This window comes from Limnohabitans sp. WS1, from assembly GCF_003063265.1.
GTDB lineage: Bacteria > Pseudomonadota > Gammaproteobacteria > Burkholderiales > Burkholderiaceae_C > Limnohabitans_A.
In genome coordinates this window covers 14,268-38,694 of record NZ_NERU01000016.1, presented here as the reverse complement: position 1 = coordinate 38,694, position 24,427 = coordinate 14,268, and the positions used below count along the sequence as shown (strand labels likewise).

Genomic DNA, 24,427 nt, shown 5'->3' with positions numbered 1-24,427 from the left:
ACGAAAATACGCGTTGTTGCCCAGCGGCCGCGCCATCTTCGTGTTCTTGCAGGCCGCAACTGTAGCAAGCTTTCAGCATCCCTCAGCGGCATTGGGGCTCTGGCCCCAACCCAAACCAACACAAATCAAATGAGTGCATTTCTCGAAGAACGCGTTTTGAGCGTTCACCACTGGACAGACCGCTTGTTCAGCTTCACCACCACCCGCGATCAGGCCCTGCGTTTTTCGAACGGCCATTTCACCATGATTGGCCTGCGCCAGGAAAGCGGCAAACCGCTGCTGCGTGCCTATTCGATTGCCAGCGCCAACTACGAAGAACACCTCGAATTTTTGAGCATCAAGGTGCCCGATGGCCCGCTGACCTCCAAGTTACAACACATCCAGGTGGGCGACACCATCGTCGTGGGCCGCAAGCCCACAGGCACCTTGCTGTGCGACTACCTGCTGCCTGGCAAAAACCTGTACCTCATGGGCACCGGCACGGGCTTGGCCCCGTTCATGAGCATCATCCGCGACCCCGAAACCTACGAGCGTTTCGAAAAAGTCATCCTGGTGCACGGTGTTCGCCAAGTCAATGAACTGGCTTACCACGACTACATCACCCAAGAACTGCCAGCCAACGAGTTTCTGGGCGAGATGGTGACAAAGCAGTTGCTGTACTACCCCACCGTGACCCGCGAGCCCTATAAAAACCAGGGCCGGGTGACCGAGTTGATGGAAAACGGCAAACTCTTTGCCGACCTGGGCCTGCCCCCGCTCAACCCCGAGACCGACCGCGTCATGATCTGCGGCTCCCCCGAAATGCTGCGCGACTTGAAACGCATCTGCGAAGAACGCGGCCTGAAGGAAGGCAACACCAGCACACCGGGTGCCTTTGTGATTGAGCGGGCTTTTGCTGAAGCTTGATGCGTCGCGCTTGGCCCTGCAATGCCTGATGGGGCTGGGGCCATGTGATCGGCTTCACCCAGCCAGTCACCCCACGGGCGCACAATGCGCCCGTTCGCTTTTGTAACCCCCTTGCCCATGAACATGAACAACATCACCCCCCCACGTTGGCTGGCCCTGATCGCCTTGTCGGGCATCGGCATGCTGGCATTTGGTCTGTATTTGCAGCATGTTGTGGGCCTGAACCCTTGCCCCATGTGCATCGTGCAGCGTTATGCCCTGATCGGTGTGGTGGTGTTGGGGGCTGTCGGCTGGCGTTTGCGCGGCTGGGGGCTTGTGGTGTCAAGTGTGTTGCTGGCGCTGGTGGCGGGTTTTGGTGCCTTCACGGCTGCCCGCCAAAGCTGGCTGCAGTGGTACCCCCCTGAAGTCGTCAGCTGTGGCCGTGACTTTTACGGCATGGTCGAAAACTTCCCCATTAACCGCGCCATTCCCATGATCTTCAAAGGCAGCGGCGACTGCACCAAGATCGACTGGACCTTTTTGGGTGGCTCCATCGCCAACTGGTCGTTTGTGGCCTTTGTGGTGTTTGCGCTGTTGGGCCTTTGGGTGGCGGCCACAGTCCGTTCCAGCCGCTCTCTTGTAGGAGCGGCGCCCTCGCCGCGATAGAGCCTGGCCGCACCAAATCCCCCCCTCATTGTCGAAGCCTTGTGGTCTGGTGCTGAGCCCCTCGCGCCAGAACCTGATCGCCCACATGCAGCAGTTGGCCGCTCGTCCTTGAAACCGCTCGATGACCATTTGACCCATGTGTGCCCACTACGAATCCCCCCACAACAAGGCCCTGCTTCAAAAGCATTTTGGCGTTGACTTGCCCAGCGAGTTGGCGCGGCGCGATGTCTGGCCAGGCTACAAAAGCACCTTCATCCGCAGCCACCCCCACGCCGATGTGGGCGATGACGCCGTGCCTGCGCGTGAAGCGCTGCTGGGCAGTTTTGGGCTGATCCCCCACTGGTCCAAAGACGACAAAATGGCCCGCCACACCTACAACGCCCGCAGCGAAACCGTGGCCGAAAAACCCAGCTTTCGCGATGCCTGGCGGCGAGCGCAGCACTGCATCATCCCGGTCAGCGCCATTTTTGAGCCCGACTGGCGCAGCGGCAAAGCCGTGCCCACCCGCATCACCTTGGCCCGTGGCGAGCCCATGGGCCTGGCCGGTTTGTGGGCGCAATGGCGCTCACCCGCAGGCGAGACGGTGCACAGCTTCACCATGCTGACCATCAACGCCGATGCACACCCTTTCATGCGCAATTTTCACAAACCGCAGGATGAAAAACGCTCGGTGGTGATCTTGCCGCCCGAGCGCTACGACGACTGGCTGCAGGCCAGTGCAGCCGAGAGTGCGGCGTTTTTGCAAGCCTGGCCAGCGGATGACTGGCTGGCCGATGCGCCGGTGCAGGCGGCTTTGATTTGATCCAAGGTGTGGACCGAGTTCTGGTTTCAATCCCACTTGGCCCCGACCTGCCGCATGCCCTGCAGTTGCATGCCATCCACGCTGGAACGCACGCCCAAAGAACCGCTGCCTGCTCGCACCGGAAATTTGCGCAAGGCGATGTCGAGCGCCTCAATGACCGGGTAAGTCGCGCAGGCCTGCACGATGCGCGTCATCAACCGCTCTTGGGTCTCGTACAGCCCGTCGGCGGCCAGTCGTTCGATTTCGATCACCAGAGGGTCGTAATCGAACACATGCGCCATGCCGTCTTCGGGAATCAGCACCAGAGCGGGGGTGATCCACAGTGTCAAGTCCAGCGCGTGGTATTCGGGCACGGTGTCGCCGGGGGTATAGGTGCCGATGCGGGTGGCCAGGTGAAAGTCTTTCAGCTCGATCCGGCTGGCGGTAGGTGTTGTGGGCAAGTGCATGGGGGACTGTCAGGATTTAACTTTTCAAGCGGCGACTTTTGCGGCTTTTTTCAAAAAATGCGTCGGGCTTGGTTTGCACCCAGCGGATGAAGCGGGCCATCTCTTCGGGTTGCTTCAGGGCCTCGACCGTGGCGTAGGTGCGGGCCAATTCGGTCTCGGTGAACAGCGCATGGATTTGGCGGTGGCAAATGCGGTGCAGCACCACGGTGTGTGCGCCGCCGTGGGACTTGGGCACCAGATGGTGTGCGTCTTGTTGGCTGGGCGGAATGGGCCGCTCGCACAGCGGACACAGCACGGCGTCGCTGCGCGGTGCGGGCAGGGCTTCAAGCTGGGCTTGAATGAGTTTTTTTCGAATGCGCCCTGTCACGGCAACAAGACTGTTTGAACCATCGCCCAAGGCTACATCAGACCGACAACGGCACAGGCTGTAAAGGGCGATTGATCCCGGTCGCTTTCAGGGCATCAGGTCAATCAAGATCTCGTTGCGTCGATTCCAAGGCAGGGTGAACGGGTCGTCGTAGCGGGCGATTTGGGCCGTGGGGCTGAGTTTGAGTTGGCGGGTCTGCGCCCAAGCCCGCAGGCGCTCGGTCTGCTCTTGAATGCTCGCTTGTGTGGTGAAGCCGCTGAAGCGCACGGCCACCGTCTCATGCTCGGGCACGGGGCGCAGTTGGATTTGCGGGTTGAGCGGCTGTGGCAGGGTCTGCACGCTCTCGGCCGATGGCATCACAAAATGCACGCGCCAGCCCTCGGACTCGGGCACGACGGTGACGGGTGCGGTCATGGAAATTTTGCGCTGCGCACCCAGCCCGGCTTGCAGGTTGTCGCCAAAGATATAAGAAGCAATGCGCCGAAAGCCACTGCGGCTGGCGGCATCAAAGTCGCCCTGGATTTGCGTTTGGGCCACTGTGAAGGCGGCGTAGCGGCGCACCTCAAAAGGCGGGTCTGAAACGAGCACGGTGTAACGCGGTTCTTCAACGGCCATAGCGGCTCCACTCAAAAGGAACAGGACGGGAAATAAGAGGGGTGATAAGAGGGGCGATAAGAGGGAAAAAAGCCAGCGCATCGGAGTCTTTCGTTTGGCGAGTAGGGTCATGACAGCAAATTCAGGCGTGCACCTCGGTCCGCTGGCGCACGCCTGCGGACGCTTGATCAGCCCCGGACCATGCGCATCACCTCGCCCGCGTCCAGGGTGGACGCCCGGGCCTGGATGTCACCCAAGTGCTGCTGTTGCAGGGTCTTGCCGCTGCTCAACAGGCCTTGGTAGGTTTGGCGCAGCAAGTCGGTGGACATGACACGACCGCCTGCGTAATAGCGTTTGGCCAAATGGCCGAGCGCGTAAGTGCTGGCAAATGAAAACGCCATGCCCGTGGCTTGGCTGCCAATACCGCCCAGCAGCTTGCCCCCCGCCTTGCCCAGCAAACCGCCCAACAGCTTGCGGCCAAATTCTTCGATGTATTGCGAGGTCAGGCCCACACCCGCAGCGGCAATGAATTCCTTGATGTGACCTTGGTCGAGCGACACGCCGTGGGCCTGGCCCACGCGGTAGACCATTTTGATTTGCAGCGGAATGATGGCCATGGACGCCCAGGACTGGGGCAGCAACTCCAGCGCGCCATTCAAGATGGCGTAGTTGAGGATGGAGCGGTCGATGGCGGTGCTGTCCACGGCGGGGGCGGCGGGCGAGGCGGGCGCAGCAGGCACAGCGGGCGAGGTGTGTGCCAGGGTCCCGGCCGATGCAGCGGGCGCTGCGCCGACCAGGGCGACGCCAGACAAAGCGGTGGCCGCCCTAACAGCGTGCAGCGGCGCGGCGGCCTCTTCGGCATAGGCGGCTTGGGCCAATGCGTGGGTGTGCGCGGTGGTCTCGGGCTCCGCACCACCCAGCTGCAAATCGGTTTTGAGGCGCTGCAAAAACGCCGTCTCGACTGGGCTGCACAGGCCGTCGGCGTGGCACACGGCGGTGGCCCACTCATAGGCCAGTTGGCGGTGCATCGGCTCTTGCAGCTGCGCTGCGGCTTGTTGCGCCGACAAACGCCCCAACAGCGCGGCTTGCACAGCCTGGGCGAGTTGCCTGGCGCCACCTTGCTCGTCGAGCTGCAAAGACAGGTCGCGCACAAAGTCGCGCTCGGCTTGGGACTTCTCTCCATCGGCCATGGCGGCGTGAACCATGATGGCCAAAAGCGCTTGCTGGGTGGGGGCGTTGATCATGTGACTTGCAGGAATTGAATGGGGTTGAAGACAAAAACCAATTCAAGCACATGGGGCCAAAAGGGTACTCGTTGGCGAGGGGCAATGACCTGTAGCTAAAGGGAATTGACGCGCTTTGCGCAGGCGCTGCGCTTTTGACAACGACGCGCCTCATGGCGATAGGTGTAAAAGAAGAGGGTACCCCCCTCAAGGTATTTGTTGTGCTGCGTGTTTCACACGCAAGATTTCGACGGTTCGGCTCTCGGTCAGCACGCGGTAAAACACGATGTCGTTCGGGTGCACCACCAGTTCGCGCAACCATTCGGGCAAACCTGGCCGGCCCTGCCGACCAAGCTGTGAGTGCTGTGCCAGCCTCCCCGTCTTGTCTCGCAATTCTTGGCCAAAGCTCTGGGCTCGCGTGGGGTTGTCCTTGCCGATGTAGCGCACGATGGCGCGCAAGTCTTCGCGGGCCATCGGACGCCATGCGACGCGAAAAAGCGGCTGCGTCATGCTCGTATTTTCTGACTCAAGGCATCCAGCTCGGCGGCCATGTCGGCCATGACGTCATCGTGCGCAATGCTTGGTCGCGGGTCATCCAGCGATGCCTGGATTTCGCTGGCCAGCCACTGGTTATAGGCGGCGGCTTCGTGTGCACCGCGCATGGCGTTGGCCCTGCCTCGGTTACCCGCAGTCGGTTCTTTGTCGGCCGGGTCGTAGTCGGTCGCGTCGAACTGGCCCACTGTGATGCCAATTTCTCGCAACACATTGAACGCCGCCAGAGGATTGCCAAAGCGGCGCGGCTCGGTGCTGCGGGCCTTTGACAGCAGGGCGCCGGAGCCGCTGCGGGTGTCGATCTGAACCAGAAACGCCCCGCCTTGCCCCTTCAGGGTCACGCCCGACACACCGCCGGCGTCGTTTGCAGCACGCAGCTGCTCCAGGGTGATGCTTTGCATGATGGGCTCCTTGTCCGTTGCGTTTGAAAACAAGGTTGATTGTGCAGGTATTCAAGGAGCCGTGCAATCTGGCGAGGTCTGTCACCATGTGATGCGGGGGGCAGTCCCCGGGACAAATCAGCCAAGGGACACCGATGAACTTCCACGCCAAAGCCTTGCTGGCCTTTCTCACTTTTCACGTCATCGTCACGGGCGGCGGACTGATGTTTGACCAGGTACCGCAGGCACTTGGCCAAGGCGCGAACGAGAACGACGCCCAGCTGGTGGGCGCGGTGCTTTGGGCGGTGTGGTGTCTGACGCTGTCGATGGGCGCGCTCGGGATGGCGTACCTGGGGCGGGCGGCTTGGAAGTTGGGCGGGGGAGTTTGTGGCGTGGCGGGGTACGGTAGCGGGGATGGACGGACGAACGATCATCCTGCCCATGCGGAACAATCATAAAATTTGAAGCGCCGTGACGGCGAGCCGTGTCACCCGTCATGAATACCCGCCAGTGTCCATCGTCGTGCCGGGGGCTCCTTTTTTCAACATGCCCTTCATCCGCAAACTCATCCAAGACGCCAAGGCTGGACACTTCACCGCCGTGTATCTGGTGCTCGAATTGATCGCGGTCGGGATCACGGTCGCGTTGCTGATCACCTGATCCCACCGCTCAAGGTCTCGTTATACTGTTCATCTATACAGTATTCGACACCCCCCCCATGCTCGCCCTCATCGACGGCAACAACTTCTACGTCTCCTGCGAACGCGTCTTCCAGCCCTGGCTGCAAGGCCGGCCGGTGGTTGTGCTGTCCAACAACGACGGCTGCGCCATTGCCCGCAGTGACGAGGCCAAGGCCCTGGGCATCAAGATGGGCGCGCCTTACTTCCAGCTGCGTGAGCTCGAGCGCGACGCCGGACTGATCGCCCTGTCGGCCAACTTCGCCCTTTATGGCGACATGAGCCACCGCATGATGAGCCTGGCCGCAGGCCTGGGCCACCAGCAAGAGGTCTACTCCATCGACGAAAGCTTTGTCGACCTGAGCGGCATCCGTGGCGACCTGGTGCGCCGCGCCCGCACCATCCGAAAACGCATCCACCAATGGATCGGCATCCCCACCTGCATCGGCATCGGCCCCACCAAAACCCTGGCCAAACTGGCCAACGCCATCGCCAAAAGCGCTGAACGCAAACCCGGCAGCTACCCGGCCCAACACGCCCAAATCTGCCACCTGGGCGCGTGCACCCCCGAAGAACTGCAGGCCCTGCTGCAGGCCACCGAAGTGGGCGAGGTGTGGGGCGTGGGCCGCAAGATCGGGGCGCAACTGCGCGAAAACGGCATCCACACCGCCCTGGACCTGCAACGCATGAGCCCGGCCGCCGCCAAAGCGGGCTGGTCGGTGGTGCTGGAAAAAACCGTGCGCGAACTGAACGGCACCCCCTGCATCGAGTTCGAAGACGAACCCCCGCCCAAACAACAAATCGCCTGCACCCGCAGCTTTGGCCACCCGGTGACCGAGCTGATCGAACTGCAAGAAGCCATCACAGAATTTGCCTGCCGCGCCGCAGAAAAACTGCGCAAACAAGGCAGCCACACCGGCCAAATCATGGCCTTCATCCGCACCAGCCCCTTCCGGCAACAAGACCCGCAATACAGCCGCAGCGCAAGCATCCCCCTGCCCAGCCCCACCAGCGACAGCGCCCACATCACCCAGGCGGCCAACGCCATCGTCCAACGCCTGTACAAACCCGGCTTCAAATACGCCAAAGCAGGCGTGATGCTGATGGACCTGCAACCGGCCACCCGCGAACAACTGACACTGGACTTTGACGAGACCATGCCCGAAAACCGCGTGCGCCTGATGCTGGCCATGGACCAGCTGAACCAGCGCTATGGGCGAGGGACGCTCAAGCTGGCCAGTGCGGGGGCAGGGCACACCGCCAAACTCTGGCACATGAAACAGAACTTCAAAACGCCGGGTTACACCACCGATTGGGCCAACTTGTGCACGGTGCAGATGGACGTTTGAGGTCAGAAGCAAAGCGATTAGAATTCGCCGACCGCCCGGTTGGTTAATTTGGCAAATTGGGCATCAACCTCACAGAAAGCTCTCAACCATGTCCCAAGTCCTGCAAAGTTTCATCGGTGGCCAATGGATCGGCCAGCAAGGCGCACAAAATCTGCGCAGCGCCCTCAATGGCCAGACGGTTTACCAAACCCATGCCGAAGCCATTGACTTTGGCGACGCGGTGCACCATGCCCGCACTGTGGGCCTGCCCAATCTGCTCAAGCTGGACTTTCAAGAGCGCGCCCAGCGCCTGAAGGCCTTGGCCAAGTACTTGGGTGAGCACAAAGAGCAGCTCTACGCCATCTCTGCCCACACGGGTGCCACCCGCGCCGACAGCTGGGTGGACATCGAAGGCGGCGCAGGCACTTTGTTTGCCTATTCCAGCATGGGCAGCAACGAACTGCCCAGCGGCAACCTGATCCACGAAGGCCCAGCTTTTCCTTTGGGTAAAAAAGGCGGCTTTGCGGGCACGCACATCCTGGTGCCACGCGGCGGCATTGCGGTGCACATCAACGCTTTCAACTTCCCTATCTGGGGCCTCTTGGAAAAGTTCGCGCCCAGCTTTTTGGCGGGCATGCCCTGCATCGGCAAACCCGCTTCGTCCACCAGTTACCTGACCGAAGCCATGGTGCGCCTGGTCGAGCAATCGGGCATCTTGCCTGCCGGTTCGCTCCAGTTGGTGATCGGCTCCACGGGCGACCTGCTGGACCGCCTGAACGGCCAAGATGTGGTCACCTTCACCGGTTCGGCCGACACCGCCGCCATGCTGCGTGTGCACCCCAATGTGGTCAAACACAGCATCCCCTTCAACGCCGAAGCCGACTCGCTCAACTGCGCCATCCTCGCGCCCGATGTGACGCCCGACGACGAAGAGTTTGATTTGTTCGTGAAAGAAGTCGCCCGCGAGATGACCGTCAAGGCGGGCCAAAAATGCACCGCAATTCGCCGCGCCATCGTGCCGCGCCAGCATCTGGACGCCGTCGCTGAAAAGCTCAAAGCCCGTCTGGCCAAAGTGGTGGTGGGTGACCCGTCGGTCGAGGGCGTGAAGATGGGGGCCCTGGCCTCACATTCGCAACAAGCCGACGTGGCCGAGCGTGTGGCCCTGCTGCGCCAAAGCGCCGAGCTGGTGTTTGGTGGCGGTGCTGGTTTCAGCCCAGTGGGGCAGGGCGTCGAGGGCGGTGCTTTCTTCCAGCCTACGTTGCTGCTGTGCCAAAAGCCCTTGCAAACCGACAGCGTGCACGACGTGGAAGCCTTTGGCCCTGTGAGCACGCTCATGGCGTATGACGGCATCGACGAAGCCCTGCAGCTGGCCGCTCGCGGCCAAGGCAGCCTGGTCGGCACGCTGGTCACCAAAGACCCGCAAATCGCGGCCCGCGTGATCCCGGTGGCAGCCGCTTTGCATGGCCGCTTGCACATCCTGGACCGCGAATCGGCGGTGGAATCGACCGGCCACGGTTCGCCTCTGCCCCCGCTCAAACACGGTGGCCCCGGCCGCGCAGGCGGCGGTGAAGAACTCGGCGGCATCCGCGCTGTCAAGCACCTGATGCAGCGCACCGCCTTGCAAGGCTCGCCCACCATGATCGCCGCCGTCACGGGCGAGTACATGCGCGGTGCCAAGCTGATCGAGACCGAGGTTCACCCCTTCCGCCGCCACTTTGAAGACCTGCAGATTGGCGAGAGCTTGCTCACCCACCGCCGCACCGTGGGCGAAGCCGACATCGTGGCCTTTGGCGGCCTGTCGGGCGACTATTTCTACATGCACTTTGACGAGATCGCTGCCAAGGATTCACCGTTTGGCAAGCGCATCGCGCACGGCTACTTCGTGTTGTCTGCAGCCGCCGGCCTGTTCGTTTCGCCCGCGCCCGGCCCGGTGCTGGCCAACTACGGCTTGGACACGCTGCGCTTCGTCAAGCCCGTGGGCATTGGCGACACCATCCAGGCGCGCTTGACCGCCAAACGCAAGATCGACCGCAACAAGAAAGACGCCAACGGCGTGGGCCAAGGCGTGGTCGCCTGGGACGTGGAAGTGACCAACCAGTTGGGCGAGCTGGTGGCCAGCTACGACATCTTGACGCTGGTGGCCAAGAAGGGCTGAAACTGGGTCATGCAGGCCGCGCTTTCAGGCGTCTAATTGATGAGGCCCGATGAAGTCTGCATGAACGTTTTTTTGTTGTAGGAGCGACGCCCCCGTTGCGAAAAGCCCCGCAGACCAAAAGAATCGCCCCGAGGGCGGGGCTCCCACAAAATGCAGGGCAGCCCTTGTAGGAGCGACGCCCCCGTCGCGATCACCCTCGCAGACCCCAACAATCGCCCCGAGGGCGGGGCTCCACCAAAATGCAGGGCAATCTCCCCGTAGGAGCGACGCCCTCGTCGCGATCACCCTCGCAGACCACCAACAATCGCCCCGAGGGCAGGGCTCCCACAAAATGCAGGGCAGCCCCTGTAGGAGCGACGCCCCCGTCGCGATCACCCTCGCAGACCACCAACAATCGCCCCGAGGGCAGGGCTCCCACAAAATGCAGGGCAGCCCTTGTAGGAGCGACGCCCTCGTCGCGATCACCCTCGCAGACCACCCACAATCGCCCCGAGGCCGAGGCTCCCACAAAATGCAGGGCAGCCCTTGTAGGAGCGACGCCCCCGTCGCGATCACCCTCGCAGACCACCAACAATCGCCCCAAGGCCGAGGCTCCCACAAAATGCATGCAGCCCCTGTAGGAGCGACGCCCTCGTCGCGATCACCCCCGCAGACCACCAAGAATCGCCCCGAAGCCGGGGCTCCCACAAAATGCAGGGCAGCCCTTGTAGGAGCGACGCCCTCGTCGCGATCACCCCCGCAGACTACCCACAATCGCCCCGAGGGCGGGGCTCCCACAAAATGCAGGGTAATGTCCCTGTCGACATTCCTTTCACTTTAACCTTCACAGGGCCGGAGGCCATTGCCATGACTATTTATGACCGCTACGTCTTGCCCTACCTGATCGACATCGCCTGCGGCCTGCCCATGGTGCAGGCGCAGCGCCGCCAGTTGGTGCCCCAAGCGCAGGGTCGTGTGCTGGAGATCGGCATGGGCACTGGCCGTAACCTGCCGTTTTACGACCGAACCCGCATCACTCGCCTGGTGGGTGTGGACCCGGCCATGCAGATGCACCGCTTGGCCCAAAAGCGCAGCCGCGAAGCAGGCATTGAAGTGGAACTGATGGGCTTGTCGGCCGAGCAATTGCCCACGGCCAATGCCAGCTTTGACACCGTGGTCTGCACCTACACCCTGTGCAGCATCCCGGATGCGGCACAAGCCCTGCGCGAGATGCGCAGGGTGCTGGTGCCGGGCGGCAAGCTCTTGTTTTGCGAACACGGCCGGGCACCTGACGAAGCTGTGCGCCGATGGCAGGACCGCCTGCAACCGCTGTGGGGTCCGCTGGCTGGGGGCTGCCAGCTGGGGCGTGACATACCTGCTTTGTTGGAAGAAACAGGCTTTGCATCCAGCATCCAGTCGGGCTACCTGGCGGGTCCGCGCCCGATGACATTTCACTACTGGGGCCAAGCACAAGCGGCGTGAGTTGGCGCATCCGGGATAATCCCGCCCATGAGATCCCCCATTGCCGTCGTTGACGTTGACCGTTGCGAAACCTGGACCCGTTACAAAAACGGTTTGTGTGACACCTGTGCGGCCAACTGCTGCACCATGCCGGTCGAGGTCAAGTTGGCCGATCTGGTGCGGCTGGAGCTGGTGGACCCCTTTGAGGCCGAGCACGAAGACCCCAAACAAATTGCCAAGCGCCTCTCCAAAGCCGGCTTGATCGAGCATTTCAACTTCAAGAACAGCATCTTCAGCTTGGCACGCCGTGCCAGCGGCGACTGCCAGTTTCTGGACGCCAAAACCCGCCGCTGCACGGTGTATGACAAGCGGCCCAACACTTGCCGCCTGCACCCGCAGGTGGGGCCACGTCCCAACCATTGCCCTTACGGCAACAAAGCGCAGTCGCGCTGAGGGTGTTGCTCAATCGATGAGCAAGTGACTCGGCAACAACAAAAGCGCAGCCAGTGGCATGGGTTTGCTGTAAAAAAAGCCCTGTGCTTGCCTGCACCCCAAACGCAGCAAGGTGTCACGTTGGAAACGGGTTTCAACCCCTTCCGATGTGACTTCAAGCTCCATGGACTTGGCCAAAGCCAAAATGCCCAGAACAATTTTTTCGTTTTCTTTTCGATCGAGCCCAGCCGTGAAGGACATGTCGATTTTCAGTTTCTGAATGGGCAGAGTTGACAGACGTGACAGCGATGAATAGGACTTGCCAAAGTCGTCGATGGCAATGCGAAGCCCCAAGCCCATGATGGACTGCAGTTGAATGGACAGCTCTTGGGGACTTAAACCAAAATCCGACTCCGTGATTTCAAGCACAAAGGCGTCCAGGCCATTTTCCAAATCGGCCGCCAGCGCTGAGAGGATGGTGAAGAGCCGTTTTCCTGCCAGCAATTGGGGCGAGGAGTTGAAAGAAATCACGGCTTTGGGAAATTTCAGGCGGATCGCCAGGCTGTCATGCACCACCTGTTGGAACATGCTTTGGGTCAAGGGGACAATCAGGCCCGATTGTTCGGCCAGGTCAATGAATTCAGCCGGACTGACTGCGCCCAGTTCCTCATCATGCCAACGCGCCAAGGCTTCAAAACCCACGATTTCTCCGGTCAGCATGTCCACTTCAGGCTGGTAGTGTGGTGTGATTTTGCCTTCGCGAATGGCCCCGGCCAATTTGCTGTCCACTTTGGCTTTGCGCAGGGTGTCCGACATCATTTGGGCGTTGAGCCATTGAATTTGATTGCGGCCTGATGCCTTGGCAAAAAGCAGGGCGGTGTCTGCAAAAACCAGCAGTTCATGGATGCTGCTGGAATGGTCAGGATAGACGGCTGCGCCTGCGCTGAAGGTGGCTGTGACTTGCACTGCGCCAAGGTGGTTGAGGGTCAAGAGTGCGGGTTCAAAAATCCGTTTCAAGGTGTCTTGAAACGCGGGCCATGGCGTCTTGACGTCCAGGACGGCGATGAATTCGTCGCCGGATCTGCGACACAAAAAGTTACCCTCAGGCAGGGTTGATTTCAGATGTTGTGCGGTTTGCCTGAGCACTTCGTCGCCTTGTTCATGGCCAAATGTGTCGTTGATGTTTTTGAAATGATCAAGGTCAATGAACAGCAAGACAAACCCATCATCGCCATTTTTTTGATGGATGTATTCAAGAAATCCTCTGTAGTTGGGCAAACCTGTGAGGACGTCTTCGCACAACAGATTTTTGAGTTTTTTCTCGGCATCGCGAATGGCGCGAATGTCCGAAAACACAGACACATGGCCTTGGCTTTCGCCTTGCTCTCCCAGCAAGGCAGACACAGACAGCAGCACTGGCAACTGCGATTGCTGCTTGCTCAAGAAATAGGTTTCTCCTCGCCAAGCGCCCAAGCGTCGGACCGTGTCGGCAATGATCTTGGCATCCAGGTCCTTGTGATCCTGGATGTACAGCCGTCCTGCGGGTTGGTTGATCAGCTCTTGTCGGCTGTAACCGGTCATGTCGGTCAAGGCGGTGTTGACATCCATGATCAAACCCTGCGGATTGGTGATCAAGATCGCCTCGGCAGCGGTCTCAAAAATTCTTGAAAAAACCTGCAATTTTTGGGTGGCCAATTGTTGCTTTTGCAGCATGTTTTGCAAGGCACCGGACACTTTGGAAATTTCATCACCTGAGTGGGCATCAATACTTTTGATGCCATGGCCTTGCACAATGTCCGAGGCCAGTTGAACCAGGTTTTCCAAACGCAGCGTGGTGCGTTCAGAAAACAGCCTTGTCCACCGTTTGAGCCCGAGCAACAGCAAACCTGCACTGCTCAAAGAGAGCAGCAAACCAGCCACGACAAACTTGAAGGCAGACCAATACGTTTGTTGCAGTTGAATGTGCAGGGCGAAATTTTTGCCGCCATCGCGCCACTCAAACACGAAAGCTTCGGTGTGCTCGGTGAGCTCGGACGTTTTGTCAAAAGGCCTGAGTTGGTAGTTCACTTTCAGGTCTTCCGGAAAATTCAACACCGACATGATGTTGCCCAGATCCAGATCAAGCAAAACAAGCCCGATGGGGCTGTCCGAAAAATCTGCAGAGATCGGCCTGCTGACGCTCAAATGATCTTGTTGCCCCAGTTGGATGAGTTGCAGATGGGTCTGGCTGTCTTGAATGGTTTTTTGAATGTTGGTCTGTGATTTCAGAGCCAAGCTCGTTGCATGTTGACCTTGCACGAAAGGTCTGCCCAGGTAATCGAGCAGTTCAAATTGACTGTTGGGGTTTTGATTGGCCTGGGTCAACAGGGGCACCAGGTACTGGCCACGTCCGCTGGAGTCGGTCAAACCTGTCCAGACTTTGGTGGACTGGGCCAGGTCGGCAGATTGTTTGACCGCAGAATTGAATTCAAACGACAGCCGGGTCGACATCAAGGCTTTGTAGTGCTTGAAGTCCTCTTGTTGAAAAGCATAAATGCCGTAGCTGGCCAACAAGATGCTCAGGCTGGTGACCCCAATGAGGTAAGTGCCAAACAAGCCAAAAACATCGCGGCTGATCTGGGCTTTGATGGATGCTGCTTCACCCATGTCAATCCAGCGCTGTCAATTGGCCCGTGGGGGTCAGTTTGACAAACAGGACTTGCGATTTGTCCAGGGCATCATGCCGTTGCGGGGTGAAGGCTTGGGCGTAGTGCTTGACCGCGCCGCTGAAGGGAGGGAGTGTTTCCAGGGCTTGTCTGATTTTTGGGGGCGAAGTGGTTTGAGCGATTTGCACAGCGCTGGCAATCAGGTGCACGGTGTCATAGGCATGCGCGGCCCCCACGGCGCTGGGGATGTCATGTGGGCTTTTGATGCCTTTGTTTTTCAAGATCCAGTTGGCCAGATAAACAGCTCGGGGCCGTTTGTTCTGATGGAAAGTGAAAGTCTGTATGAAATCGACTTGCACCAAGTTCAGCTCGTCTTTGACCATGTCGTGCAAGGTGCCGCCTACGGCGCCCCAATGGGAGACCACGGGCAATCGCATGGCGCTGGGGTGCGTGGCCATTTCCTTGATCAAAATGGCAGCTTCTTTTTCGTTACCGACAAAGAGCAAGCCCTGGGTTTGCGCATCCAGGCAGTTTTGGTAGTGGGTCTTGAGGGACAGATCTCCCCAGTTGTACCAGCGGATCACGGTGAAGCTGACTTTGTCGTGGTCCGTTTTTTTCTGAATCACTTTTTCTGCCGATCTTCCCCAAGCGGTATTGGGCAAGATGGCGCAGGCGCGTTGTGCGCCATATCGGGTGGCCAGGCGCTTGACCATGGCCTCGACGCCCCAGGCGTCCTTGAGTGAGACGCGAAACGAATAGGACGGTTTGAATTCGTGGTCCGTGATGGGGTCGGCCGATCCCCAAACGCTGATCAGCGGCACCTGCAATCGATGGGCCTCGGGCAACATTTCGACGCTGATGGGGCTGTATTTTCCGGTCAGCACCGCCACCAAATTCTGGGTTTTGGCCAAGGTGACGAAATTGTCCTTGCCGCGTGCAGACAGGCCTTTGTTGTCGGTGCTGATCAGTTTCAGGGGGCGGCCACCCAAGACGCCGCCACCGCTGTTGATTTCTTCCATGGCGGCCTGAATGCCCCATTCAATGGCCATGGCCGAGGTGTTGGTCTTGAGGCTGTAGGCATCGTCAAACCCGATCCAGACGGGGGCGAGATGGGGGTTGACACCACTTTGTGCCCAGACTGTGAAAGCCCCTGCGCCTGCAGCCAAGGTCACAAGGCGGGGCAGCCATTTTTGAGCCCACTTGCGCAAAGGTCCAGGGCATGGGTTCATGAGTGATGTCTCGCGAGTGGCTTGCCCATCAATGCGCGTTGGCCGGATTCATGAATCGGTAGCAATCACACGCACGCGATTGCAACAGTGGCCGATCGAGCACCCGCAACTGGCCTCGGGTGACTTCGATCAAACCTTCTTGGCTCAATTTGCCGGCCGCCAATGTCACCGATTCGCGACGTATGCCCAGAATGTCTGCGATTTCCTGGTGGGTGATTTGGAGACTTTGCCCTTCGGTTTTGTCCAGCGTGTTCATGATCCAGCGCACAATTTGTTGTTCGTTGCTGTGCTTGCTGCTGCACACAGTGGGCATGGCAATTTGCAAAATCATTTGCCGTGTGGTGGCCATCCAGATTTTGAGAAAGTCGTTGTTTTGTCCCAGCTCTGACTGGAACAAGCCCAAGGGAAGTTTGTAGGCAAACCCGGCAAAGCGCACCTTGGCGCGGCTGAAATTTTGGTTTCCCCCCATGACACCACTGCCCACCATGCCTTCTTTGCCAATCAACACGATGTCTGCACTGGCACCGTTGGCCATGTCAATTTGCATGGCGATGATGGCGCTGACGGGGAAAAATACAAATTGGATGTTTTCGTGCGGTCTGAAAATCAGTTGGTCAGCTTCCAGGCACACCAGCTGAAAGTGGGGCAGGAGTCGCAGGTATTTTTCCTGGATCAAATGTTTGAGCATCAAATTTTTTGATGGATTGAGCATTGATTGACTATTTATTGTTTCGATTGTTTTTATTATTTTATTTATAAATCAATGTTTATATGTGCGGCACCGGACGCATGGCGCTCTTCAGATGAAAGCTGTGCTGGCATGGAGGCCCGTTTGGGTGAAGTCGGGTCAGCTCGGGTGATGTGCGCCGGTTTTTGGGCGCAATAAAAAAAGCCTCCAGACGGGGCAGTCTGGAGGCTTTGCGCTTTTGAGGGCCGAGTGGTTTACATCGTGTCGATGAAACTGCGCAGTTTGTCGCTGCGGCTGGGGTGCTTGAGCTTGCGCAGCGCCTTGGCTTCGATTTGGCGGATGCGTTCGCGCGTCACGTCAAACTGCTTGCCCACTTCTTCGAGCGTGTGGTCGGTGGACATCTCGATGCCAAAACGCATGCGCAGCACTTTGGCTTCGCGGGGCGTGAGGCTGTCCAGGATGTCCTTGACCACGTCGCGCAGACCGGCTTGCAAGGCCGCGTCGATGGGCGCGGTGTGCGTGCTGTCTTCGATGAAGTCGCCCAAATGGCTGTCGTCGTCGTCACCGATGGGGGTTTCCATGGAGATCGGCTCTTTGGCGATCTTCATGATCTTGCGGATCTTGTCTTCCGGGATTTCCATCTTTTCGGCCAGGATGGAAGCGTCGGGCTCAAAACCAAACTCTTGCAAGTGCTGACGCGAGATGCGGTTCATCTTGTTGATGGTCTCGATCATGTGCACCGGGATGCGGATCGTGCGGGCTTGGTCCGCAATCGAGCGGGTGATGGCCTGGCGAATCCACCAAGTGGCGTAGGTCGAGAACTTGTAGCCCCGGCGGTATTCGAACTTGTCCACCGCCTTCATCAAGCCGATGTTGCCTTCCTGGATCAAATCCAGGAACTGCAGACCGCGGTTGGTGTACTTTTTGGCGATCGAGATCACCAAGCGCAAGTTGGCCTCGATCATCTCTTTCTTGGCGTCACGGCTGGCGCGTTCGCCTGCGTTCATGCGCTTGTTGATGTCTTTGAGCTCATCGAGTGGCACGACCACTTGCGTTTGCAGGTCAATCAGCTTTTGCTGCAAGTCTTGCACGGGCGGGATGTTGCGGCCCATGACGGCGCTCCAGTTCTTGCCCGCTGCCGCCTGCTTTTCAATCCACTTGAGGTTGAGCAGCTGAGAGTCGACACGCTTGCCGTTCTTGTCACGCCCACTGAAGTCGGCGATGAATTGCTCTTGCGGGTAGCCGCATTTGTCCACAATGATGCGGCGCAGTTCGCGCTCTTTTTTGCGCACGTCGTCGACTTGGCCGCGCACCATGTCGCACAATTTTTCAATGGTTTTGGCCGTGAAGCGGATGTTCATCAGCTCTTCAGACAAGGCCGCCTGGACCTTGTTGTAAGCGGGCGTGCCCCAGCCTTCTTTGTCGTACACCTTGTGCACTTTTTCAAAGTACTCGGTGATGCGGTCAAAGCGTTCCAGGGCCTGGTTTTTCAGCTCTTCGAGTTTCTTGGTCAGGGCCTTGGAGCCGCCTTTGCCATCGTCGTCATCGGCTTCGTCAAATTCGTCGAAATCTTCTTCGGCCACGTAGTCATCGGCTTCGTTGAGCTTGGCAAAACCGTCGACCACGGTGGAGATGACGACCTTGCCTTCACGGATTTCGTTGGCCATGCGCAGGATTTCGGCGATGGTGGCGGGCGATGCGCTGATCGCGGCCATCATGTCCATCAAGCCGCCTTCGATGCGTTTGGCGATTTCGATTTCGCCTTCGCGGGTCAGCAGTTCCACGGTGCCCATTTCGCGCATGTACATGCGCACGGGGTCGGTGGTGCGGCCGAATTCGCTGTCCACGGTAGACAAGGCAGCTTCAGCGGCTTCTTCGGCTTCTTCTTCGGTTGAACCGGTGGGCGCGTTGTCGGTGATGATCAGGCTCTCGGCGTCGGGCGTTTGCTCGTACACCGCCACACCCAGGTCGTTCAAGGTGGCGATCACCACTTCCAGGGTTTCAGCATCGACCAGCTTGTCGGGCAAGTGGTCGCTGATTTCGCCATTCGTGAGGTAGCCGCGTGTCTTGCCCAGTTTGATCAGGGCTTTCAGACGGTCGCGGCGCTGCTTCATTTCGGCTTCGGTCAGGACGGTTTCGTCCAAGCCGAATTCCTTCATCAAGGCCCGTTCTTTGGCCTTGCTGATTTTCATGCGAAGGGGTTTGACCTTCTCTGCCGTGTCAGAGCCGGATTCAACAACAGGTTCGCCTTCGAGGTCGGCTTCGATGTCCAATTCGTCTTCGAGGCTGGGCTCGGCAATGCTGCCTTTTTTCTTGGGGCCGCGTTTGGCACCGGTCACCACTTTTTTGGCAGCGGGTTTTTTGTCTTCTGCGGGCGCAGCAGCTTTGGCCGCTTTGGTGGTTTTTTTGGCTGTGGCGTCGGCCACGGGTTCGCTGGCTTTAGCGGTGGATTTTTTTTCGGTCACTTCAGATTTCTTGGCAGGCACAGATGCGGCTTTCTTGACGGGCTTGGCAGATGGGGCAGGGTCGCTCGCGGCCAGGACTTGTGTTCCTGCTGCCTTGGCGCTTGCTTTGACCGCAGTTTTTGCGGGCAGGGGAGCAGACGATGGGGCGGACACCGGGTCAGGTGCTTGGGCAGGCGTTTTGACTGATGCCTTGGTTTTCACAGCAGCAGAGGTCTTGGCAACGGACGTGGATTGGGCGGGGGCCTGGGCAGGATTCTTCGGCTTTTGAGCGGGCATGGCGAACCTCGAAACACAAAAAGGGACAAGGAAACAGACACAGTCAGCGCCTAATACATCCCGGCGCGGGCGTGGGTTAAGGCACAGATCAAATCCTCAGGTGGGATTCAAATCTGCAATGGCAAGGGGGTGGGCGAACATTTGGTGTGCAGTCCTTGCGGAACGGTGACCTGCCCACATGGGGGCGTCGCTTGGATGGCGGTGGTCTGGCCGGAGGTGCTGCTGTCGCGCTTGCCGAAAAACGTTGATTATAACCAAATATGCCACGGCAGCGCCATGTTTGGGGTGCCCCTGAGGCTGGGGGCTTCAGCCTTGACCTGAGGGGCAGGCCTCAGCGGGCAGGTCGGATGGCAGTTTTGGGTCGGAAAGCTTTGCAGACTTCATCGCGGGTTTCAATGTAAGGCCCGCCAATCAAATCCACACAATAAGGCACGGCCGCAAAAATCCCGTGCACCACGGCTTTGCCCTCGGCGTCCTTCAGGCCTTCCAGGGTCTCTGCAATCGATTTGGGCTGGCCCGGCAGGTTGATGATGAGGCTCTGCCCCCGAATGACGGCGACTTGGCGCGACAGGATGGCCGTGGGCACAAACTTCAGGCTGATTTGGCGCATTTGCTCGCCAAAGCCGGGCATTTCCTTGTCGGCCACGGCCAACGTGGCTTCGGGCGTCACGTCGCGCAGGGCGGGGCCGGTGCCGCCCGTGGTCAGCACCAAGCTGCAGCCGGCATCGACCAACTCGATCAGGGTGGCGCTGATGCGGTCTTTTTCGTCGGGAATCAGGCGCGGCTCGAAAGTGATGGGGTTGTGCAGCGCACGGGTCAACCAGTCTTGCAGCGCGGGCAGGCCTTTGTCTTCGTACACGCCGGTGCTGGCGCGGTCGCTGATGGACACGATGCCGATCTTGACCGGGTCAAAAGGGATCGTGGCGTTGGATTCACTCATCTTCGGCTTCCTCGTCGGGGGTCTCATCGCTCTGGCCGCCTGTCAGCACGCTGCGCACCAGCTTGAACAGCTCGCGGTAAGCACGGCCTTGGCGCGGGGCCAGGCCTTGCGACACGGCTGCGTTGGTCACTGGCACGGCGTCCTTGCGTGCCTGGCGCACCAAGGCACGCAGCTGCTGGATGTCGGTTTGTGCGTAATGTGCAATCCATTCACCGACAGCAGCATCGTCGGCAATCAGCCGGTCACGCCAGGCTTCGGCCAGGTGCAGGGCTTGGGTGTCTTTGGCGCTGCCCAGGCGCTGGATGTCCAGGGCTTCGCGCACGGCTTGCAGGGTTTCGGGACTGAGCAGGCGCATTTGCTTGCCAATGAACTGCATTTGGCGGCGCTTGCCTTCGAAGTTGGTGATGCGCTTGGCTTCGGCCAAGCCATCGACCAGTTTGTCGGGCAAGGTCAGGCCCTCCATCAGGTCGCGGCGCAGGGTGAGCAGCTCTGTGCCGAGGTCTTGCAGTTCGGTGCTTTCGCGCTTGAGTTCGGTGCGGCTCGGGCCGTCGAGGCCGCCTTTGAGCTCGCGCTTGTACTCCAGGTCAAGCTCGCTGCCTTCGGCAACAAACTGACCCCGGACGAAATAGCCTTTTTTGGGTTTACGGGACATGACTGGGGGAACTCGTTTTCAGATGCAGCGCTGGGGCTGGGTGGCAAGTATCATAGCGGCCACTGCGGGCCTGGTGCCCGCCATTTTTTTTGAGAACCCTTCCGTGAAAAGTTCCGTGAAAAAAAACACCGCCACCGCCACCCCTGCGCATGCCCACGACGGCTTCAGCTACTCACGTGCCCATTTTGAAGAGCTGGTCGACATCGCCTTGCACCACGCCAAAAAGCTGGGTGCCACCAACGCGGGTGCCGAGGCGTCCGAAGGTTGTGGCCTGTCAGTCAGCGTGCGCAAGGGCGAGCTGGAAAACGTGGAGCGCAACCGCGACAAGTCGCTGGGCGTGACCGTGTACGTGGACCACCGCCGGGGCAATGCCAGCACGTCGGACTTTTCCAAGGCAGCGATCGAGCGCACGGTGCAAGCGGCCTATGACATCGCCCGCTTCACCGCCGAAGACCCCACCGCCGGGCTGCCCGACGAAGCCGACATCGAAACGAACCACCGCGATCTGGACCTGTTTCACCCCTGGGCCATCAACAGCGAAGAAGCGGCCCGTATTGCATTGCAGTGCGAAGCCGCCGCCCTGAAGACCAGTCGCCGCATCACCAACAGCGACGGCGCGGCCGTGTCGGCCCAGCAAAGCCATTTTTTCAGCGCCCACACACATGGCTTTCGCGGCGGCTATGCCAGCTCGCGCCACAGCATTTCGGTCGCCCCGATCGCCAAGCTGCCAGGGCGCAACGCCGAAATGCAGCGCGACGCCTGGTACACCTCGATGCGCTCGGCCGACGAGATGGCCTCGCCCGAAGCGGTGGGGCGTTATGCCGCCGAACGCGCTTTGTCGCGTCTGGGGGCCCGCAAGATCGCCACGACCGAGTGCCCGGTGCTGTTCGAGTCGCCTGTGGCGGCTGGCCTGCTGGGCGGCTTTGTGCAGGCCGTGAGCGGCGGGGCGCTGTACCGCAAGAGCAGCTTCTTGCTGGATTCGCTGGGCAAGAAGGTGTTCCCCAAACACATTGACATTGAAGAAGACCCGCACTTGCTTCGCGGCAAGGGCAGCTCGCCGTTTGACGACGAGGGCGTGCGCTCCGTTCGCCGCAAGGTGGTCAAGGGCGGGCGCGTGGAGGGCTACTTCCTCTCCAGCTACTCGGCCCGCAAACTGGGCATGAAGACCACGGGCAACTCGGGTGGTTCGCACAACCTGACACTCACTTCGCGCCTGACGCAGTCCACCGACGACCTGGACGCCATGCTGCAAAAGCTGGGCACGGGCCTGTTTGTGATCGAGTTAATGGGGCAGGGCGTGAACTACGTGACGGGCGACTACTCACGCGGGGCCAGCGGCTTTTGGGTGGAGAACGGCCAGATCGCCTACCCGGTGCACGAGATCACCATCGCGGGCAACCTCAAGGACATGCTCATGGGCATCGAAGCCGTGGGCGCTGACACCTACAACATGGGGGCCAAAACGACTGGCTCGATTTTGGTCAACCGCATGAAACTGGCAGGCAGTTAAGGCCGGCTGCGCTGTGCAGGCTGAACTTTTGGCGGCGCTGGCCGCCTTGTCGTGGGCTGTGGGCAGCTTGTTTTCTGCCGCCGCTTCGAGCCGCATGGGCGCGTTTGCCTTCACCCGCTGGCGCTTGTTTTTTGCGCTCACCCTGCTGTGGGCGTTGGCCTTGTTTACCGGGCAGTGGCGCAGCCTGGACGGATCGAACATCGCCTTGCTCGCGCTGTCGGGCTTTGTTGGCATCTTCATCGGCGACACGGCGCTGTTTGCCTGCATGAACCGGCTGGGGCCGCGCCGCAGCGGTGTGCTGTTTGCCACACACGCCATTTTTTCCACCTTGTTGGCCTGGTTGTTTCTGGGTGAAACCCTCTGGGGCTGGACCTTGGTGGGCGGCAGTTTGCTGGTTTCGGGCGTGATGGTGGCCATTGTGTGGGGCCGCCGCGAGAGCGAAACCCACGCTTGGGAAAATACCCACGGCACTTTGATGACAGGGGTTTTGCTGGGCCTGTTGGCGGCGGTGTGTCAGTCGGTGGCCACCTTGATGATCAAGCCCTTGATGGCTTCGGGCGTGGACGCGGTGGCCGCGTCTGCTGTACGCACATCGGCCAGCTTTTTGGCGCATTTGGGGCTGCTGTGGGCTGGGGCGCAGGTGGCGCGGGTGCAAAACCCATTGAGCGCCAAAACCCTGTTCAACACCTGGGCCAGTGCGGCCGTGGCCATGGCGCTGGGCATGACCTTGATCTTGCAGGCCCTGCACACCGGGCAAGCCAACTTGGTGGGTATTTTTTCGTCGCTCACCCCCATCTTGCTGCTGCCGCTGCTGTGGGGGGTGTACCGCCGCCGCCCGGCCTGGGGGGCCTGGGGTGGGGCGGTCTTGGCGGTGCTCGGGGCGGCCTTGATTTTGCAGCGCTGAACCGCCAGTGCTCTGCGGGCTTCGGGCGTTGTGCCCGATGGGCCGTTCAAGCCCAGTGCTTTTGCCGAATGTCCTCAAAATACCCCGCCAGTGATTGCACCAGGCGGGCCTGTTCGGTTTGCAGTTTTTGCGCAGGCATCTGGTCGTGTTGCCCGGTGAAGGGGCAAACCACTTCGGTCTTCAAACCGCTCATTTGTTCCAGCACCGACATGCCCCAAAACGGCACCGACACCGGGCAGTAGCCGCCTTCGTGCGTCATGACCACGCGGCCTTGTGCGTGCTTGCGGGCCATGTCCAGCACCGCATCGGTCATCCAGCGAAAGGCCACGCCGTCCAGCATCATGCGGCCCAGCGGGTCAAAACGTCCGGCGTCGTAGCCGCAAGCCACGATGATCAGCTGGGGCTTGTAGGCGTCCAGGGCGGGCAAGATGACTTTCTCAAACGACTCGCGGTAAGCCCCAAAGCCGCAGCCGGGTGGCAGCGGCACGTTGAGGTTGTAACCCGCGCCCGCGCCTTGGCCCAGTTCGTCGGCTTCGCCCTTGACGAACAGATAGCCCGCTTGCTGGTGCACCGAAATCGTCAGCACATCGCTGCGGTCTTCAAAACACTTTTGCGTGCCGTTGCCAAAATGCACGTCCCAGTCCACGATGGCCACGCGCTCCAGTCCATGCGCCTCGATGGCGTGGGCGGCGGCCAGTGCGGCATTGGCGAACACGCAAAAGCCCATGCCTTGCTCGGGTTCGGCATGGTGACCGGGCGGGCGGGTCAGGGCATAGGCCGTTTGGGCTTGGCCCTGCATGACGGTGTCCACGGCGGTGAGGGCGCAACCGGCCGAGCGGCGAGCAGCGGCCCAGCCGTTGGACGAGATGGGCGCGCCAATGCCAGTGTCACCGCCACCGGCCAGGGCAATTTGCTCGACCTTGGCCACATAGCTGGCGCTGTGCAGTCGGGTGAGTTCGTGCACTTGTGCGTCGCGCGCCGGGATCACCTGCAGGCTCTGCATCAGGCCCGATTGCTGGATCAGGTTGTGCAGACGCCGCTTGGGATCGGCGTTTTCGATGTGGCGGTTGTAGGGCTCGACAAAGCCGCCGGGCTTGAGCATCAGGGCGTAGTTGCCTGGGTCATGCCAGAAGCAGATTTCATCGGTGATGTAAGCGGTGGGTGAGGTCAT

24 protein-coding genes are annotated in these 24,427 nt (G+C 60.1%); 11 read left to right on the top strand and 13 right to left on the bottom strand.

Annotated elements, in window-relative coordinates; genetic code table 11:
- Positions 1-129 precede the first annotated feature (129 nt).
- From B9Z48_RS16825 to B9Z48_RS16815, 3 genes are all read left to right on the top strand, one after another.
- Positions 130-906 carry a ferredoxin--NADP reductase gene (locus B9Z48_RS16825; RefSeq protein WP_108379954.1) on the top strand — a complete coding sequence of 259 codons (777 nt, stop codon included), beginning with the start codon at positions 130-132 and terminating at the stop codon, positions 904-906.
- 117 nt (positions 907-1,023) lie between these two features.
- On the top strand, positions 1,024-1,551 hold the full coding sequence (locus B9Z48_RS16820; RefSeq protein WP_108379952.1) for a disulfide bond formation protein B: 528 nt from the start codon (positions 1,024-1,026) through the stop codon (positions 1,549-1,551).
- Between the two features lie 136 nt (positions 1,552-1,687).
- Positions 1,688-2,353, top strand: a complete 666-nt coding sequence (locus tag B9Z48_RS16815) for an SOS response-associated peptidase (RefSeq protein ID WP_108379950.1) — start codon at positions 1,688-1,690, stop codon at positions 2,351-2,353.
- Positions 2,354-2,379: 26 nt separating this feature from the next.
- Here the strand turns inward: B9Z48_RS16815 and B9Z48_RS16810 are convergent, their stop codons facing one another.
- From B9Z48_RS16810 to B9Z48_RS16785, 6 genes are all read right to left on the bottom strand, one after another.
- Positions 2,380-2,799 (bottom strand): dihydroneopterin aldolase, encoded by a 420-nt coding sequence (locus B9Z48_RS16810; protein ID WP_108379948.1) that lies wholly within the window; start codon positions 2,797-2,799, stop codon positions 2,380-2,382.
- 16 nt (positions 2,800-2,815) lie between these two features.
- The gene (locus B9Z48_RS16805) at positions 2,816-3,166 is read right to left on the bottom strand and encodes an HNH endonuclease (protein WP_233261169.1); all 351 of its coding nucleotides are present in this window, start codon (positions 3,164-3,166) and stop codon (positions 2,816-2,818) included.
- 87 nt (positions 3,167-3,253) lie between these two features.
- Entirely contained in the window at positions 3,254-3,781 is a 528-nt protein-coding gene (locus tag B9Z48_RS16800; protein ID WP_158273299.1) for a heme-binding protein, read from the bottom strand.
- 167 nt (positions 3,782-3,948) lie between these two features.
- Positions 3,949-5,004, bottom strand: a complete 1,056-nt coding sequence (locus tag B9Z48_RS16795; protein WP_108379944.1) for a DUF533 domain-containing protein — start codon at positions 5,002-5,004, stop codon at positions 3,949-3,951.
- Positions 5,005-5,190: 186 nt separating this feature from the next.
- Positions 5,191-5,493: a type II toxin-antitoxin system RelE/ParE family toxin gene (locus B9Z48_RS16790; RefSeq protein WP_108379942.1), complete on the bottom strand. Its 303-nt coding sequence runs from the start codon at positions 5,491-5,493 to the stop codon at positions 5,191-5,193.
- Entirely contained in the window at positions 5,490-5,936 is a 447-nt protein-coding gene (locus B9Z48_RS16785; protein ID WP_089963285.1) for a hypothetical protein, read from the bottom strand. The genes B9Z48_RS16790 and B9Z48_RS16785 overlap by 4 nt, the downstream gene beginning before the upstream one ends.
- A 134-nt stretch (positions 5,937-6,070) precedes the next feature.
- Between B9Z48_RS16785 and B9Z48_RS16780 the strand changes: the two genes are divergently transcribed.
- The 6 genes from B9Z48_RS16780 to B9Z48_RS16755 all read left to right on the top strand — a co-directional run bounded on the left by B9Z48_RS16780 (position 6,071) and on the right by B9Z48_RS16755 (position 11,968).
- Positions 6,071-6,373 carry a hypothetical protein gene (locus B9Z48_RS16780; RefSeq protein ID WP_089963283.1) on the top strand — a complete coding sequence of 101 codons (303 nt, stop codon included), beginning with the start codon at positions 6,071-6,073 and terminating at the stop codon, positions 6,371-6,373.
- 13 nt (positions 6,374-6,386) lie between these two features.
- Positions 6,387-6,575: a hypothetical protein gene (locus B9Z48_RS16775; RefSeq protein ID WP_089963281.1), complete on the top strand. Its 189-nt coding sequence runs from the start codon at positions 6,387-6,389 to the stop codon at positions 6,573-6,575.
- A gap of 58 nt (positions 6,576-6,633) precedes the next feature.
- Positions 6,634-7,941: a Y-family DNA polymerase gene (locus B9Z48_RS16770; RefSeq protein ID WP_108379940.1), complete on the top strand. Its 1,308-nt coding sequence runs from the start codon at positions 6,634-6,636 to the stop codon at positions 7,939-7,941.
- Between the two features lie 88 nt (positions 7,942-8,029).
- Entirely contained in the window at positions 8,030-10,075 is a 2,046-nt protein-coding gene (paaZ, locus tag B9Z48_RS16765) for a phenylacetic acid degradation bifunctional protein PaaZ (RefSeq protein WP_108379938.1), read from the top strand.
- Between the two features lie 846 nt (positions 10,076-10,921).
- Positions 10,922-11,536: a class I SAM-dependent methyltransferase gene (locus B9Z48_RS16760; protein ID WP_108379936.1), complete on the top strand. Its 615-nt coding sequence runs from the start codon at positions 10,922-10,924 to the stop codon at positions 11,534-11,536.
- 27 nt (positions 11,537-11,563) lie between these two features.
- Entirely contained in the window at positions 11,564-11,968 is a 405-nt protein-coding gene (locus B9Z48_RS16755; protein ID WP_019430691.1) for a YkgJ family cysteine cluster protein, read from the top strand.
- 9 nt (positions 11,969-11,977) lie between these two features.
- On the opposite strand, the gene B9Z48_RS16750 is transcribed toward B9Z48_RS16755, so the two are convergent.
- The 6 genes from B9Z48_RS16750 to yjgA all read right to left on the bottom strand — a co-directional run bounded on the left by B9Z48_RS16750 (position 11,978) and on the right by yjgA (position 20,842).
- Positions 11,978-14,593, bottom strand: coding sequence for a bifunctional diguanylate cyclase/phosphodiesterase (locus tag B9Z48_RS16750; protein WP_108379934.1), 2,616 nt, complete (start codon positions 14,591-14,593; stop codon positions 11,978-11,980).
- A gap of 1 nt (position 14,594) precedes the next feature.
- Positions 14,595-15,821, bottom strand: coding sequence for an ABC transporter substrate-binding protein (locus B9Z48_RS16745; RefSeq protein WP_233261168.1), 1,227 nt, complete (start codon positions 15,819-15,821; stop codon positions 14,595-14,597).
- Positions 15,822-15,849: 28 nt separating this feature from the next.
- Positions 15,850-16,509, bottom strand: a complete 660-nt coding sequence (locus B9Z48_RS16740) for a Crp/Fnr family transcriptional regulator (protein WP_108379932.1) — start codon at positions 16,507-16,509, stop codon at positions 15,850-15,852.
- A 254-nt stretch (positions 16,510-16,763) separates the two neighbouring features.
- A complete protein-coding gene (gene rpoD, locus B9Z48_RS16735) occupies positions 16,764-19,250 on the bottom strand; it encodes an RNA polymerase sigma factor RpoD (protein WP_199233540.1) in 2,487 nt (828 codons plus the stop codon).
- Between the two features lie 331 nt (positions 19,251-19,581).
- Positions 19,582-20,190 (bottom strand): molybdopterin adenylyltransferase, encoded by a 609-nt coding sequence (gene mog / locus B9Z48_RS16730; RefSeq protein WP_108379930.1) that lies wholly within the window; start codon positions 20,188-20,190, stop codon positions 19,582-19,584.
- Positions 20,183-20,842: a ribosome biogenesis factor YjgA gene (yjgA, locus tag B9Z48_RS16725; RefSeq protein WP_108379928.1), complete on the bottom strand. Its 660-nt coding sequence runs from the start codon at positions 20,840-20,842 to the stop codon at positions 20,183-20,185. The genes mog and yjgA overlap by 8 nt, the downstream gene beginning before the upstream one ends.
- A 22-nt stretch (positions 20,843-20,864) precedes the next feature.
- Between yjgA and pmbA the strand changes: the two genes are divergently transcribed.
- Both pmbA and B9Z48_RS16715 read left to right on the top strand, forming a co-directional pair.
- Complete coding sequence (gene pmbA / locus B9Z48_RS16720) at positions 20,865-22,352, top strand: metalloprotease PmbA (RefSeq protein WP_199233542.1); 1,488 nt, start codon at positions 20,865-20,867, stop codon at positions 22,350-22,352.
- Between the two features lie 13 nt (positions 22,353-22,365).
- The gene (locus tag B9Z48_RS16715; protein ID WP_108379926.1) at positions 22,366-23,256 is read left to right on the top strand and encodes a DMT family transporter; all 891 of its coding nucleotides are present in this window, start codon (positions 22,366-22,368) and stop codon (positions 23,254-23,256) included.
- A gap of 46 nt (positions 23,257-23,302) precedes the next feature.
- On the opposite strand, the gene B9Z48_RS16710 is transcribed toward B9Z48_RS16715, so the two are convergent.
- Positions 23,303-24,427, bottom strand: coding sequence for a class II histone deacetylase (locus B9Z48_RS16710; protein ID WP_108379924.1), 1,125 nt, complete (start codon positions 24,425-24,427; stop codon positions 23,303-23,305).

Excerpts from the sequence above, each read along its gene's own strand:
- B9Z48_RS16825 (WP_108379954.1), top strand. The coding sequence starts at position 130 with ATGAGTGCATTTCTCGAAGAACGCGTTTTGAGCGTTCACCACTGGACA.
- B9Z48_RS16820 (WP_108379952.1), top strand. The coding sequence starts at position 1,024 with ATGAACATGAACAACATCACCCCCCCACGTTGGCTGGCCCTGATCGCC.
- B9Z48_RS16815 (WP_108379950.1), top strand. The coding sequence starts at position 1,688 with ATGTGTGCCCACTACGAATCCCCCCACAACAAGGCCCTGCTTCAAAAG.
- B9Z48_RS16810 (WP_108379948.1), bottom strand. The coding sequence starts at position 2,799 with ATGCACTTGCCCACAACACCTACCGCCAGCCGGATCGAGCTGAAAGAC.
- B9Z48_RS16800 (WP_158273299.1), bottom strand. The coding sequence starts at position 3,781 with ATGGCCGTTGAAGAACCGCGTTACACCGTGCTCGTTTCAGACCCGCCT.
- B9Z48_RS16795 (WP_108379944.1), bottom strand. The coding sequence starts at position 5,004 with ATGATCAACGCCCCCACCCAGCAAGCGCTTTTGGCCATCATGGTTCAC.
- B9Z48_RS16790 (WP_108379942.1), bottom strand. The coding sequence starts at position 5,493 with ATGACGCAGCCGCTTTTTCGCGTCGCATGGCGTCCGATGGCCCGCGAA.
- B9Z48_RS16785 (WP_089963285.1), bottom strand. The coding sequence starts at position 5,936 with ATGCAAAGCATCACCCTGGAGCAGCTGCGTGCTGCAAACGACGCCGGC.
- B9Z48_RS16780 (WP_089963283.1), top strand. The coding sequence starts at position 6,071 with ATGAACTTCCACGCCAAAGCCTTGCTGGCCTTTCTCACTTTTCACGTC.
- B9Z48_RS16770 (WP_108379940.1), top strand. The coding sequence starts at position 6,634 with ATGCTCGCCCTCATCGACGGCAACAACTTCTACGTCTCCTGCGAACGC.
- paaZ (WP_108379938.1), top strand. The coding sequence starts at position 8,030 with ATGTCCCAAGTCCTGCAAAGTTTCATCGGTGGCCAATGGATCGGCCAG.
- B9Z48_RS16760 (WP_108379936.1), top strand. The coding sequence starts at position 10,922 with ATGACTATTTATGACCGCTACGTCTTGCCCTACCTGATCGACATCGCC.
- B9Z48_RS16755 (WP_019430691.1), top strand. The coding sequence starts at position 11,564 with ATGAGATCCCCCATTGCCGTCGTTGACGTTGACCGTTGCGAAACCTGG.
- B9Z48_RS16750 (WP_108379934.1), bottom strand. The coding sequence starts at position 14,593 with ATGGGTGAAGCAGCATCCATCAAAGCCCAGATCAGCCGCGATGTTTTT.
- B9Z48_RS16745 (WP_233261168.1), bottom strand. The coding sequence starts at position 15,821 with ATGAACCCATGCCCTGGACCTTTGCGCAAGTGGGCTCAAAAATGGCTG.
- B9Z48_RS16740 (WP_108379932.1), bottom strand. The coding sequence starts at position 16,509 with ATGCTCAAACATTTGATCCAGGAAAAATACCTGCGACTCCTGCCCCAC.
- rpoD (WP_199233540.1), bottom strand. The coding sequence starts at position 19,250 with ATGCCCGCTCAAAAGCCGAAGAATCCTGCCCAGGCCCCCGCCCAATCC.
- mog (WP_108379930.1), bottom strand. The coding sequence starts at position 20,190 with ATGAGTGAATCCAACGCCACGATCCCTTTTGACCCGGTCAAGATCGGC.
- yjgA (WP_108379928.1), bottom strand. The coding sequence starts at position 20,842 with ATGTCCCGTAAACCCAAAAAAGGCTATTTCGTCCGGGGTCAGTTTGTT.
- pmbA (WP_199233542.1), top strand. The coding sequence starts at position 20,865 with ATGCAGCGCTGGGGCTGGGTGGCAAGTATCATAGCGGCCACTGCGGGC.
- B9Z48_RS16710 (WP_108379924.1), bottom strand. The coding sequence starts at position 24,427 with ATGACCTCACCCACCGCTTACATCACCGATGAAATCTGCTTCTGGCAT.